The following is a 13,353-nucleotide window of genomic DNA, read 5'->3' as shown; positions in this document are numbered from 1 at the left end:
ACCGAGTAACCCGTGATGTCAGCGTCGGCGCTGACGACGAGCCAAGGGGCGAGACGCTGGCGGCACGGGTGCCTCCGGCGGCAGTGCAGCCGGCTCGTTCCAGGTTTTGGCGATCGCCCAGGTCACAGCAGCGATCGGTACGGACAGGACCGCACCAACGATTCCCCCGAGAATCGTCCCTGCAGTCAGCGCGAACAGAATGACCAGCGGGTGCAGCTTCAGGTTCTGCGCCATCACCACGGGCTGCAGAAAGTTACCTTCCAACTGATTGACGGCGATCACGATGATGATCACAATGAGTGCGACAACGGGGCCGTTGGCCACGAGAGCCACGAGAGCCGCAAGAATACCGGCGGCAGTGGCACCGATCAGGGGAATGAAGGACCCGAGGAACACAATCACGGCCAGGGGAAGAGCGAGGGGAACCTGCAGCACTGCCAGGCCGATTCCAATCGCTGACGCATCGACGAGTGCCACGATGGCCGTCCCGCGAACATACCCCCCGAGCACGCCGCGAGCAGTGGTTCCAATCCGACGTCCACGGGCGAGGCGCACCCCGGCAAACGGAAGCAGGAAGAAATTCCAGATGCGTTCGCCGTCCTTCAGGAAGAAGAACAGAATGACGAGCAACAGCACGGTACCGGTGAGAAGCTCGGCAACCACGGAGGCCCCAGCCAGAGCACCCGTTCCAAACTGACTGCTTGTGACAAAGTCCACCGCCGCTGAACGCACGTCTTCAATCTGCTGCTCATCGATGCCGAGGGGTCCCTGCAGTAGGAAGACCTGCAGGGTGTCGATTCCCTCCGCAGCGGAGGTGAACAATTCATCCCACTGACCTCGCACAGCAAAAACAATCAGGGTGATGATTCCACCGAACGCCGCAATGCTCGTGAGCAGGGTGGTCCAGGTGGCGAGAAGTGCCGGCATGCCACGTCGACGAAGCCACCCCACGACGGGACTGAGCGCCGACGCGAGAATGATGGCAATGAGAACCGGGATGACGACGAGCTTCAGCTGCACAAGCCCAAAAATAACCACAGCCGCAAATGCGATCACAAGCAGAATCTGGCCGCTCCGAAGGCCCAGCCAGCCGAGCCGGTCGGTCAGCGGGGTGCGGGGAGGCGTCTGGGTGGGGGCGTCGAGTTCTCGCATGGCACCAGCCTAGACAATCACCGCAACTGGCACGGTATTTCGCGTTTCCGGTTAGGAAGTTCGGGCGGGCAACCCGGCAGCGACAGCGTCAAGCACGCCGCGGTTCCCGGCATAGATACCGTCCGCGCGTGGCCAGTGAGTCAAAACATCGGTGAACCCGAGCTCGGCGGCCAGGCCAACAGCCGTATCGAAGGCCGCCACGCTCTGCAGTGAGTAACTTCCCCCGCTGTCGAGGTTGAGGTAGCGATCAATGCTGGCCGGGTCGCGCCCCTCCTTCTGCAATGCATCGTCCAGGCGGGCGGAGAGGTCGCGAACACTGGTCCACCAGGCCTCACCGTCGGCACCATCAGCACCGGTAGTCACCCAGCCGTCACCGTACCGAGCGGCCAGACGGATGCCTCGGGGTCCGTTTGCCGCTATCACGAACGGCACGCGTGGGCGCTGCACCCCCGCTCCCACCATGCGCGCCTGCACGGCCGTAAACCAGTCCCCGCTGAAGCTGATCCCACCGCCGGGAGCGATCTCGTGCCGAAGGAGCACGTCCAGGTCGGTCACAAACTCCACAAACCGCTCGTGTCGCTGCCGCGGCGTGAGTTCGGTCTGGCCGAGGGTCACGGCGTCAAAGCCGGTCCCTCCGGATCCCACGCCGAGCACGAAGCGCCCAGCCGAGATGTCATCCACCGTGGCAATCTCTTTGGCAAAGGGCACCGGATGTCGAAAATTGGGCGACGACACGAAGGTCCCCAACCGGATTCGGGAGGTGACGCAGGCCGCCGCCGTGAGCGTGGGTATCGTGCCGAACCACGGTTCGTCAGCCAAAGACCGCCACGAGAGGTGGTCGTAGGTCCAGGCATGGTCGAACCCGTAGGCCTCGGCAGCCACCCACTTCTCCCGGGCGATTGGCCAGCGGTCCTGCGGGAGAATGACGATTCCGTAGCGCATGCTTCGAGTCTACGGATGCTCGTGGAGCACCGTCCCTCCAGACAGAAGCACCCCACAGCCAAGGCTGCGGGGTGCTTCTGAAGGAAGGGTAAACGCCTAGGAGTCCTTGGGCTTTCGACCCCACCCACGACGGCGACGCAGACCCTCATCGGTGGTCATGGCCTCCTCGGTCATGGCTGCCATGATGTGGCCATCAACCTGATCACCAAAGTGATCGTCGAAGTTTTCTTCAAGGTGTGCGGTGACGGTTTTTCCGATTCGACGCGCGAGTTCCTCGCGACGCTGACGACGCTCAACGCTCACGATGAGTTCGTGCTCGATACGGAATGCCTTGAACGTGGCAATGCACATACCGACCATCACAAGGCTCACGGGAATTGCCGTCAGGATAGCTCCGGTCTGCAGCGCAGCGAGCCCGCCAGCAAGCAGCAGGGCGATCGCAACGATACCGCCAAGCGAGGCCCACATGATGCGGCTCCACTTGGGCGGGTTCGTGTCGCCGCCCGAGGCCAGCATGTCGATGACCAGTGACCCAGAGTCGGCTGACGTGATGAAGAAGATCGCAATCACGATCACGGCAATCACGGCCAGCACTCCGCCGAGCGGAAGTCCGCCCAGGAAGCTGAAGAGCACGTTCTCAGGAATGATCCCCACCTCGGGGTCGAACAGTCCGCCCCCGTCGCCCTCCCACGCCTGACGAATGGCACTTCCACCCATTACGGCGAACCACACAAAGGTCACGAGGGTGGGAACGATAAGTACTCCGGCAATGAATTCCCGCACGGTGCGTCCACGAGAGATTCGCGCGATGAAGACACCCACGAACGGGGCCCACGAGATCCACCAGCCCCAGTAGAAGACTGTCCATGCGCCCTGCCAGTCAATGCCAGCCTGTCCGGTGAACGAACCGGTGTCGAAGGTCAGCCCCACAACGTTCTGAAAATAGCCGCCAATGGACTCAACAAGGACGCGCAGCAGGTAGAGCGTGGGGCCCAGCAGCAGCACGGCAACCAACAACAGGCCGGCCATGCCGAGGTTGATGTTGGAAAGCCACTTGATGCCCTTGCCAACACCACTGACCACCGAAACGGTGGCGATAGCCGTGATCACAATGATGAGAATCACGAGCAGGGTGTTGTTGACCTCGCCCACAACACCGAGGTAGCTCAGTCCAGCAGCGATCTGTTTGACACCAAGGCCGAGGGACGTGGCAACACCAAAGAGCGTTCCAACAATGGCAATAACATCGATGGCGTCACCGAGGCGACCTCGAACGCGGTCCCCGAGCAGCGGCTCGAGGGCCCAGCGAATAGAAACCGGACGCCCCTTGCGGTGAATGGAGTACGCAAGGCTCAGCCCCACGACGGCGTAAATGGCCCAGGCATGGAATCCCCAGTGCAGGAAAGTCTGGTTCATCGCCGCAGCAGCAAGCTCCTGAGCGTTACCGCTCACTCCCGGCTTCGGGTTGGTGAAGAACGTCAACGGCTCAGACATGCCCCAGAAGACCAGGCCAATGCCCATTCCAGCAGCGAAGAGCATGGAGAACCAGCTCATGAGGCCAAACTCGGGCTTGTCATCATCCTTGCCGAGCTTGATGTCACCGAAGCGGCTCACACCCATCCACACGGCGAAGACCACAAAGCCCGCCACCAGAATGATGTAGTACGGGCCCAGTCCAGCTACGACCCAGCCCTGCAGGGTGGAAAGAGTAGTTCCCGTTCGCACGGGAAAGCTGATGGCGATGATGACGACCGCAAGAATGATGCCGAGCGCCGGGTAGAAAACCCGCGGTGCTGGCACGACGAAACGACGTTTCTTGGGGCCCTTCCCTACTGTTACTGAGGGGGCTTGGGATGGTGCGCTCACTTTTAACTTCCTCTTGGAGGATTTCCAACCAGCTATGCCAAGTGGATCTCTAGGGTTGTTGGCGGCCAATGGGCAACATTCCACAATACACCACGATGCCCCCCTCAACTGGGGTCAGCAAAATACACGCCAGGAGCGGGTATGTTCCGAACGACTCGGCGGGGAATATTCCCTTCAGTCGTGCCCACGTGCCACGATGAGATATGGACATCAATGACCTCAAAGAGATCCGGATTCTCACCGAAGATGAAAGCTGGGATGCCCTGCTTTCCGCAAGTCTTGGCCGCCTTGCGGTGAGCGTCGGCGGGATTCCCGACATCTTTCCGGTGAACTTCGTTGCCGCTGACCGCCGATTATTCTTTCGCACAGCCGAGGGCACAAAGCTGCTCGAGCTCACCGTAAACAACCGGGTTGCATTCGAAACGGATGGCGTCGGTCACGACGAAGCATGGAGCGTCGTGGTGAAGGGCACAGCCAGCATTCTCGACAAGCAATCCGATATCGATGCCGCCGACCAACTGCCGCTGCACCCGTTGATCCCGACTCTCAAGTACATCTACGTGGAGATCACACCGACCCACATGCAGGGACGTCGGTTTCCGCTGGGCCCGGAGCCGGACCGCTACTAGGGCGTACTCAGCGTGACGCTGCTGTCCCCATGGCTGCCAGCACGGCCGCCGCGTAGGCATCCGCTGCGTCGTCGGCAACAAAATGTGTGGGCCCTTCGCCGAGGTCGGCCACAACCTGGTACCGAAAATCAGCGGTTCGCTCCAGAGCGCGGAATCTCCGACCCAGCAGCTCACGGAGCTGGTCTTCCCGCGGAAGCCACAGTGCGTTCTCGAGCGCCAGGGAATCGAGCGCCCATTCAGTCGTGCCGTTGAAACCGAGAATCGTGCCGGTGTCGAACTCATGCGGCTCGATGGCCATGCTGCTTACGGTAAAGACATCGTCGTCAAACCCCGGTCGTTCAATGCGAAACGCATCCCCGGAAGCCGGGCGCCAGACGAGGCCAGCGGCGAGCAGAGACCGGGCGTTGTGGGTAGAGATCATGAATCATTATGTACGCGGGGAGTCTCGTCCCGACAGCGTTGAGCCAGAAGACCACCAAATGGAGCCGGTGTGGCCTCGTGCGACGCGAACGTCGTGCGAGGCCACACCCCACGCATCACACACGTGCGGGTTAGTCGGTTGCAGCGAGCGACTCTTTAGCTGACGCCCAGCAGATCAATCACAAAGATCAGTGTCTGCCCCGAGAGACGGTGGCCGGAACCGGCGGGGCCGTAGGCCAGGTGCGGGGGCACCACAAGCTTGCGTCGACCGCCTACCTTCATGCCGGGAATCCCCTGCTGCCAGCCGGCGATGAGCGAGCGCAACGGAAAGTTGATCGACTGGCCGCGGTTCCACGACGAGTCGAACTCGTCACCGGAGGCGAATTCGACTCCGAGGTAGTGCACATCAACGGTGGCACCGGGCGTGGCCTCTGGACCGTCACCCACGACAATGTCGAGGATCTCAAGCTGTTCGGGCTCTGCGCCCTCCGGGAAGTCGATTTCGGGCTTTGAATTCAAATCAGTCATGGGTCCATCCAACCGGATGAGACCGAACTTCACCTAGCCAGAAATTCATCCTTGCGCGAACGCTGCGAAAGATGGACTATATACATACATCAACTCGTCGCATCGGTAGAGTCGTCGGCACCGCCACACCACCGAAGCGGCGAGTTCCTGTTTAACACGTTCGTGCGGGATCGCTGACTTACTGAAACATCACATCAGGGTTCAGAATACCGAGTGGATCAATCACAGCTTTCAGGCGCCGCTGGAGGTCGAAGCTGGTGTCGCCCAGTTCGTCACGAAGCCACCGTCGTTTGAGCACCCCCACCCCGTGTTCGCCGGTGAGCGTACCTCCGAGGCGAAGCGCGGCCCGAAACATCTCGTCTGCCGCCGCCCAGATATGCTCCGGCACCGATCCATCCGTTCGCCCCGAGGGATCAGGGGGAATCACAAAATTCGGGTGCAGATTTCCGTCACCGGCGTGAGCCACCACCGGAATGGACACCCCGGTGCGCAGGCTGATGTCTGCGATGACCGCGAACATCTCTGCCATGCGCGAGCGAGGCACCGAAACGTCTTCAATGAGCACGGTACCGTGCTGCTCCAGGGCCGGATGCATTGCTCGCCGAATCGCCAGCAACTGCTCGCCCGACTCCCGATCACGAGACACCTGAACGTCCCCTCCGCCAGAGCGCATCACCGCCGCCACCCTCTCGGCTTCGAGCCCCGCGCCCTCACCGTCGGTCTGCGCGAGCAGGAATGCTCCGGTGCCGAGGGGAAGTCCCGCGCAGCGTTCCGGACCTAAAAACCGGGCCACGATGGCGAGTGCGACCGGGTCGATGAGCTCCATCACCGCCGGGCGTAAGCGTTCGGCCGTGATTCGAGCGGATGCGGCGGCAGCGCCGGCAACGTCGGGGAACACCGCCGCAACGGTCACCGTGTCCCCCAGCGGAATCGCCCGCACGCGCACGGTCGCCTCCACAATGACCCCAAGAGTGCCCTCGGAACCGGTGAGGAGCGCGGTCAGGTCGTAGCCGGTGACGCCCTTCACGGTGCGATGACCGGTGTGTAGCAGTGTGCCGTCGGCCAGCACCACCGTGAGGGCCAGGACGGCTTCACGGGTGACACCGTACTTCGCGCAGAGAAGTCCTCCCGCGTTCGTGGCGATGTTTCCCCCCACCGTCGAGATGGCCTTGCTCGCCGGATCGGGCGCGAACCATAGTCCGTGCTCGGCGAGCGCGTCATTCACGTGTTGATTGATGACGCCGGGTTCCACGACCGCCAGCTCGTCTTCCGGACGAATCTCCAGGATTCGATTCATGCCGGCGAGGCTCAAGACGATCGACCCGTCGGAACCGCAGGCTCCTCCGGCCAGCCCGGTGCCCGCACCGCGCGTGATCACGGGTACCCGATACTCGGATGCCAGGCGCAGCACGCACTGAACGTGTTCAATGCTGGTCGCGTTCACCACAGCGAGCGGGGTTCCCGGTGCCATCCACCCGGACCTGTCTCTACGACTTGCCACCAGATCCGACGACTCCACGCTCACGATCTCGCCCAGTTCGTGCTGAAGACGCGCCAGTACAGTCATGACACCACACTACTCAGGCGGCTGTCAGCCCCTTCCGTGGAACTCCTCTAACGAGAACTCGGGGCCGTTGTCGTTCTCCCACAGTCGAGACGCGCTGCGTGCCGATAGCCTAGAAGGGTGAAGTTTGCGCATCTACGAGTTGACGGCCAGTCCACCCCGAGGCTGGCGGTGACCTTTGGAGAAGAGGCGCTGTTCCTCGATGAAATCATGGAAGACGCCCCGCGGGACCTGCAGGACCTGCTGGAAAAGGGTGAGCACGAGATCGACCGGGTGCGGGCGGTCAGCCTGAACGCGGCATCCGCTGGCGTATCTATGACCTCGATCGACACCCTGCGGCATTCCTCTGCGGTGCTGCGGCCACCGCAGATCATTGCGATCGGCGCGAATTATGCCGCCCACTCCTCCGAGTTGAGCCTGCGCTTGGAGACATCGGCGACAGTCTTTTCGCTCTGGCCCAACTCTCTCACCGGGCACGAGTCCACGATCACGTGGCCGGAAGACCTCACCTCTCAGGTGGACTACGAAGCAGAACTTGGCGTCATCATCGGTCGCCCCGCGCGAAACGTGTCGGTGCAGGACGCGCTCGACTATGTCTTCGGCTACACGATCGTCAATGACATCACCGCGCGCGACCTGCAGTTCTCCGAAGCGCAGTGGTCGCGCTGTAAGTCGTTCGACGGTTTCACCCCGACGGGACCCATCGTTGTGACGGCGGACGAGATCGGGGACCCCCAGAATGTGTGGCTGACCACACACGTTGACGGGCGCATTCTGCAGGATGCCTCCAGCGGAGACATGGTGCGCACCGTCGCCGAGATTATCTCCTACCTCTCCAAAACCTCCACGTTGCTGCCGGGAACGCTGATTTCCACCGGAAGCCCGGGCGGCGCGGGCTATAGCCGAAAGCCGCCGGTCTTTCTCCGGGACGGGTCAACGGTCACGATCTCCATCGACAAGATCGGGTTTCTCACGACGCATTGCCGCACGAGTTAGCGCGCCGAGAACAGGGGCGCTACTCAGGAGCCTGATCGCGGCCGTCCGTGGCCAGAAGTTCATCCTCGACCACGCCGCCGTAGCCTTCCTTCTGGGGATCGCCGTGCAAACCCCCCGAGACCGCGTATTCCTCTTCCGGTGACATCACCAGGTGGTGACGACCGTAGACGGCAAAAATCACGAGCATGATCACGTAGACAACGGCGATGGCGACAATGGCCGGACGCGCCGGCACATTGATGAAGAATCCGAAAAAGATGGCCAGTGACAGCACACCGGCGATGATCGCACCGGGAACGCCCCACGGGCTCCGGTATGGGCGGTTTGCGTTCGGGTACTTTCTCCGAAGAATCACGAACGACGTCATCTGCAGAATGTAGGCGATCACGGCACCCCAAATCGCAATATTGAGCACGATAGCGCCGGCGACACCGTCGGATCCGCCGAGGGAATCAACGAGAACCAAAGCGATGAAGCCGATGACTGCGCCCACGAAAAGAGCAACGGCCGGTGTCTGGCGCTTGCCGGTGAGCGAGAGAAATTTCGGATAGTAGCCAGCACGGGACAGTGAGTACATGTTTCGGCCGTAGGCAAACATGATTCCCTGGAGCGATGCCAGCAGACCGATCAGCGCGAAGAGGGAGAGCACCGCTGCGGCGCTGTCGCCGACGATGGCACGAAAGCCATCCAGCAGTGGCTCGAGAGAGCCGGCGATGTTTGTCGCTCCCACGATTCCCGTGTTCAGGACGAGCACGAGTAAGCCCGTGATGATGAGGGTGGTTCGGGCAATGAGTCCGGCCCGGGGAATGTCCCGCACGGGGTTGTGCGATTCTTCCGCCGCCAAGGGCAGCTCCTCGATCCCCAGGAAGAACCACATGGCGAAGGGAAGGGCAAAAAGAATGGGAAGGATGCCGTGCGGCAGGAAGAGCGATTGGCCCGGATCCGGCTGAATATCGAACACCAGGTCCCAGCTGAACAGGCCTGAGAAGGCCGCCATAGCGGCAAAAACCAACAGAATAATGATGGAGATGATGGACACCACGATGGCAAATCTGAAGGAAATTGCCGCACCGGCCGAGTTGAGCCCGATGAAGACCGCGTACAGGATGACCCACCAGACCCAGGCCGGGAGTGTGAACCCGAGCAGCTCGGTGGCAATACTGCTGGCGTAGGACGCCGAGAAGTACACGATCACTGCGGTGGTGGCAACGTACTCGATGGCCTCAGCAAGGCCGGTGACGAATCCACCCCACGGCCCCATGGCTGCGCGCGCGAAGGAGTAGGCACCGCCGGTGTGGGGCATCGCCGCCGCCATCTCACCGATGCTGAAGATCATGCCGTAGTACATGACAACCAGGAGCGCGAAGGCAATGAGCATCCCGCCGAAGCCGGCGTACTCAATCCCAAAGTTCCAGCCCGAGAAATCACCGGAGATGACGGCCGCGACGGCCAGCCCCCACAGCCCCCAGACGCCGGCAGAACGCGTGAGTCTGCGTTTCTCGAAGTATCCCGCCTCGGCGGTCGTGTACTTTACCCCGGAGACCTTCAACGTGTCTTTGGACATCTGCTTCCTCTGTGCGCACTCGGGCCCGCACGAAGCGAGCAACACGGAATTTGATAGCCCGACTCTAGGGGAGGCAATGGTCCGTGACCAGACCTTTAGAGAAAAATTCTCGGCAAAAAATATCGACAGGTGCTACCTGCTCTGTGGTCTAATGGTTGCAATCGCAGCATTTGCTCTCATCGAGGAGAAGTTCATGACCCACGGCTCCGGCAATCTGACCCTCGAGGACTTGGCTGCTCTGGTTGCTGACCGAAGCATTGACACGGTCATTGTTGCCTTTACCGACATGCAGGGACGCCTCGTGGGTAAGCGCCTCTCGGCTCGATTGTTCGTAGAGGACGCCGCCGCACACGGAGCAGAATGCTGCAACTACCTGCTGGCTGTCGACGTGGAGATGAACACCGTCGATGGCTTCCACATGTCCAGCTGGTCGCGCGGCTACGGCGACATGGCGATGATCCCTGACCTCACAACACTCCGCAAGGTCCCCTGGCTACCGGGAAGCGCTCTCGTCACTGCTGACCTGCACTGGCTCGATGACACTCCCGTCGTGGCATCGCCCCGGCAGATTCTTCAGGCTCAAATCGCTCGTCTGGCCGAGCACGGCCTGCAGGCGCACGTCGCAACCGAACTGGAGTTCATCGTCTTTGATGACAGTTACCGGGAGGCGTGGAAGAAAGGCTACCGGGGCCTGTCGGCCTCCAGCGACTACAACATCGACTACGCCCTCCTCGCTGGCGCGCGCGTAGAACCGCTGCTGCGCGACATCCGTCTCGGCATGGATGGCGCAGGCATGTACTGCGAGGGAGTGAAAGGCGAATGCAATCTGGGACAGCAGGAGATCGGGTTCCGCTACGCCCCAGCACTCGACACCTGCGATAACCACTCCATTTACAAAAACGGTGCCAAGGAGATCGCGGATTCTCACGGCAAGAGCCTCACCTTCATGGCCAAGTACAACGAGAAGGAGGGAAACAGCTGCCATATCCACATCAGCTTGCGCGGCCTTGACGGATCGGCGGTGTTCGCCGACGCGGAGGCAGAGCACGGAATGTCGGCACTGTTCCGCCATTTTCTGGCTGGACAGCTCGCGGTAATGCGTGAACTCACCCTCTTCTTTGCTCCCAACATCAATTCGTATAAGCGTTACGTTTCCGGCAGCTTCGCTCCCACTGCCCTGGCGTGGGGCATGGACAACCGCACCTGTGCCCTGCGCGTCGTGGGCCACGGTCTGGGGATGCGCGTCGAAAACCGGGTACCGGGCGGTGACGTCAATCAATACCTCGCAGTCAGTGCCCTGATTGCAGCCGGGCTCTATGGCATCGAGAACAAACTGGAACTCGAACCTCTGTGTGAGGGCAACGCGTATACCAGCGATATCGAGCGGGTTCCGTCAACCCTGCGTGAATCTGCCGAGCTGTTCGCAACATCCGCTTTCGCGCGCGAAGCCTTTGGCAATGAGGTCGTCGACCACTACGTCAACTACGCGCAGGTCGAGATCGCGGCCTACGACTCGGCGGTCACCGATTGGGAGCGGGTTCGCGGTTTTGAACGCCTCTGAATCACGACCGATCATCGGTCTCACGACCTACCTCGAGCAGGCGCAAACGGGCGTCTGGGACGTACCGGCGGCCTTCCTCCCCCACACCTACTTCGATGCCGTGACGAGGGCCGGCGGCATTGCGGTGCTCCTGCCGCCCCAACCGGTTAGTGCTGCCATTGCAGACCAGGTGCTCGACCGCCTCGATGGGCTCATCGTCACCGGCGGAAAAGACATTGACCCGGCTCGATACGGGCAGGCAGCACATGCAGCAACCGACGAGTCACGACCCGACCGTGATTCCTGGGAGCACGAACTCCTGCTGCGGGCCATCGACCGCCGCCTCCCGTTCCTCGGTATCTGTCGCGGGGCACAGATGCTCAACGTCACCCTCGGCGGGACTCTGCACCAGCATCTGCCGGACGTGATCGGCGACACCACTCACCAGGCTGGCAATGGTGTGTTCAATCAGGTGGCCATCACCGTGGAGCCATCGTCTCGACTGCATGAGCTTCTTGATCGGTCCGTGGGAGGCCTGCGCGTGCCGGTTTACCACCACCAATCCGTTGACCGCGTGGCCGACGGCCTCGTCGTGACGGCGCGCAGCAGTGGCAGTGGCATCGTGCAGGCCGTCGAGCTCACGTCTGTCCCGTTCGGCATCGCCGTGCAGTGGCATCCAGAGCAGAACACCGACGATATCCGCCTGTTTTCGGGACTGGTTGCGGCGGCCACGCACTACGCCAACACCCTGAAGAATCGGGACGAACACGAATGAGCACCACGAGCGTCATCAACCCCGCCACCGAGAAAGAGGTTGCATCCGTTGAGCTTCTGGATGTCGACGCCACGGACGAAGCGATCATGCGGGCCGTTGTCGCCCAGCAGCACTGGGCGCGAGTGGCTCCCGCCGACAAAGCACGCCTTATGCGACGGTTCGCGGAGGCTGTGGACGGAGACCGAGAGAATCTCGCCCAGATCGAGGTGATGAACTCCGGGCATCCGATCACGCAGGCACGCTGGGAGTCCGCGCATGTTCGTGACGTGCTCAGCTACTATTCAGCGGCGCCCGAGCGCATGTTCGGCCAGCAGATTCCGGTGTCCGGCGGCCTCGACGTGACATTTCACGAACCACTCGGCGTGGTGGGAATCATTACGCCGTGGAACTTCCCCATGACCATTGCGGCCTGGGGTTTTGCCCCCGCCCTCGCGGCGGGCAACGCCGTACTGCTGAAGCCCGCCGAATGGACGCCGCTGACCAGTATCCGGCTGGGCGAGCTCGCGCGTGAAGCGGGGCTGCCCGAAGGACTGTTTCAGGTGCTCCCCGGCCGGGGCTCGGTGGTGGGGGAACGCTTCGTCACGCATCCAGCCGTGCGAAAAGTGGTGTTCACCGGGTCGACGGCCGTGGGCAAGCAGATCATGGCCGGCTGCGCAGCACAGGTCAAACGGGTAACACTCGAGCTCGGCGGCAAGAGCGCCAACATCATTTTCGCCGATGCAGACCTCGAGAAAGCAGCGGCGAGTGCGCCCTCCGGCGTGTTCGAGAACGCCGGGCAGGATTGCTGTGCTCGCAGCCGAATTCTGGTGGAGCGCAGTGTCTATGACCGATTCATGGAGCTCCTCGAACCTGCCGTCGCAGCGGTGCGCGTGGGTGACCCCGCCAACGAGGCCACCGAAATGGGTCCCCTCGTTTCGAAGAAACACTTCGACTCGGTGTCAGAGTACGTTTCTGACGACTCCCTCGTGGCGTTTCGCGGTGCCACGCCAGCCGGCCCCGGATACTGGTTCGCACCAACGGTCCTGACACCACGCTCCCGCACCGATCGCACCGTCACCGACGAAATCTTCGGGCCCGTCGTCACCGTGCTCCCCTTCGACGGTGAAGCGGATGCCGTACAGCTGGCCAATGACACCACCTACGGCCTCTCCGGCTCAATTTGGACCCGGGACGTGGGTCGTGCCCTGCGCGTCTCACGTGCCGTGGACGCCGGTAATCTGTCGGTCAACTCGCACTCTTCCGTTCGCTACTCCACGCCGTTCGGCGGGTTCAAACAATCGGGTCTGGGCCGCGAACTGGGACCCGACGCACCGCTCAGCTTCACCGAAACCAAGAATGTCTTCATCGCAGTCGACTGATTATCAGCAGGCACCACGT

At 61.9% G+C, this 13,353-nt stretch carries 12 protein-coding genes; 5 read left to right on the top strand and 7 right to left on the bottom strand.

The annotated features are described in order from the left end of the window. Nucleotides 1–18: 18 nt before the first annotated feature. The 3 genes from H4V99_RS06445 to H4V99_RS06435 all read right to left on the bottom strand — a co-directional run bounded on the left by H4V99_RS06445 (nucleotide 19) and on the right by H4V99_RS06435 (nucleotide 3,894). On the bottom strand, nucleotides 19–1,152 hold the full coding sequence (locus tag H4V99_RS06445; protein WP_280676578.1) for an AI-2E family transporter: 1,134 nt from the start codon (nucleotides 1,150–1,152) through the stop codon (nucleotides 19–21). A 51-nt stretch (nucleotides 1,153–1,203) separates the two neighbouring features. Continuing rightward, nucleotides 1,204–2,094 carry an LLM class flavin-dependent oxidoreductase gene (locus tag H4V99_RS06440; protein WP_280676576.1) on the bottom strand — a complete coding sequence of 297 codons (891 nt, stop codon included), beginning with the start codon at nucleotides 2,092–2,094 and terminating at the stop codon, nucleotides 1,204–1,206. Nucleotides 2,095–2,190: 96 nt separating this feature from the next. Continuing rightward, a complete protein-coding gene (locus H4V99_RS06435; protein ID WP_280676574.1) occupies nucleotides 2,191–3,894 on the bottom strand; it encodes a BCCT family transporter in 1,704 nt (567 codons plus the stop codon). A gap of 269 nt (nucleotides 3,895–4,163) precedes the next feature. Here H4V99_RS06435 and H4V99_RS06430 point away from each other — a divergent pair, with 269 nt between their 5' ends. After that, the gene (locus H4V99_RS06430) at nucleotides 4,164–4,589 is read left to right on the top strand and encodes a pyridoxamine 5'-phosphate oxidase family protein (protein WP_280676572.1); all 426 of its coding nucleotides are present in this window, start codon (nucleotides 4,164–4,166) and stop codon (nucleotides 4,587–4,589) included. 7 nt (nucleotides 4,590–4,596) lie between these two features. Here the strand turns inward: H4V99_RS06430 and H4V99_RS06425 are convergent, their stop codons facing one another. The 3 genes from H4V99_RS06425 to H4V99_RS06415 all read right to left on the bottom strand — a co-directional run bounded on the left by H4V99_RS06425 (nucleotide 4,597) and on the right by H4V99_RS06415 (nucleotide 7,104). Then, nucleotides 4,597–5,010, bottom strand: coding sequence for a pilus assembly protein CpaE (locus tag H4V99_RS06425; RefSeq protein WP_280676570.1), 414 nt, complete (start codon nucleotides 5,008–5,010; stop codon nucleotides 4,597–4,599). Nucleotides 5,011–5,165: 155 nt separating this feature from the next. Further along, on the bottom strand, nucleotides 5,166–5,537 hold the full coding sequence (locus H4V99_RS06420) for an FKBP-type peptidyl-prolyl cis-trans isomerase (protein WP_280676568.1): 372 nt from the start codon (nucleotides 5,535–5,537) through the stop codon (nucleotides 5,166–5,168). Between the two features lie 178 nt (nucleotides 5,538–5,715). Beyond that, nucleotides 5,716–7,104: an FAD-linked oxidase C-terminal domain-containing protein gene (locus tag H4V99_RS06415; protein WP_280676566.1), complete on the bottom strand. Its 1,389-nt coding sequence runs from the start codon at nucleotides 7,102–7,104 to the stop codon at nucleotides 5,716–5,718. Between the two features lie 117 nt (nucleotides 7,105–7,221). Here H4V99_RS06415 and H4V99_RS06410 point away from each other — a divergent pair, with 117 nt between their 5' ends. Beyond that, a complete protein-coding gene (locus H4V99_RS06410; RefSeq protein ID WP_280676564.1) occupies nucleotides 7,222–8,097 on the top strand; it encodes a fumarylacetoacetate hydrolase family protein in 876 nt (291 codons plus the stop codon). A gap of 19 nt (nucleotides 8,098–8,116) precedes the next feature. Here the strand turns inward: H4V99_RS06410 and H4V99_RS06405 are convergent, their stop codons facing one another. Continuing rightward, nucleotides 8,117–9,661, bottom strand: coding sequence for an amino acid permease (locus H4V99_RS06405; protein WP_280676562.1), 1,545 nt, complete (start codon nucleotides 9,659–9,661; stop codon nucleotides 8,117–8,119). 193 nt (nucleotides 9,662–9,854) lie between these two features. Between H4V99_RS06405 and H4V99_RS06400 the strand changes: the two genes are divergently transcribed. The 3 genes from H4V99_RS06400 to H4V99_RS06390 are packed head-to-tail and all read left to right on the top strand — an operon-like array spanning nucleotide 9,855 to nucleotide 13,334. Beyond that, nucleotides 9,855–11,222: a glutamine synthetase family protein gene (locus tag H4V99_RS06400; RefSeq protein WP_280679990.1), complete on the top strand. Its 1,368-nt coding sequence runs from the start codon at nucleotides 9,855–9,857 to the stop codon at nucleotides 11,220–11,222. Next, complete coding sequence (locus tag H4V99_RS06395; protein ID WP_280676559.1) at nucleotides 11,209–11,976, top strand: gamma-glutamyl-gamma-aminobutyrate hydrolase family protein; 768 nt, start codon at nucleotides 11,209–11,211, stop codon at nucleotides 11,974–11,976. The genes H4V99_RS06400 and H4V99_RS06395 overlap by 14 nt, the downstream gene beginning before the upstream one ends. Beyond that, nucleotides 11,973–13,334, top strand: coding sequence for an aldehyde dehydrogenase family protein (locus tag H4V99_RS06390; protein WP_280676557.1), 1,362 nt, complete (start codon nucleotides 11,973–11,975; stop codon nucleotides 13,332–13,334). Before H4V99_RS06395 ends, H4V99_RS06390 begins: the two co-directional genes overlap by 4 nt. The last annotated feature ends 19 nt before the right edge of the window (nucleotides 13,335–13,353 follow it).

It is taken from the genome of Cryobacterium sp. CG_9.6 (assembly GCF_029893365.1).
In the GTDB taxonomy this organism is placed as follows: domain Bacteria; phylum Actinomycetota; class Actinomycetes; order Actinomycetales; family Microbacteriaceae; genus Cryobacterium.
The sequence above is the reverse complement of the archived record's forward strand: the minus strand, read 5'-3'. Positions and strand labels throughout refer to the sequence as shown.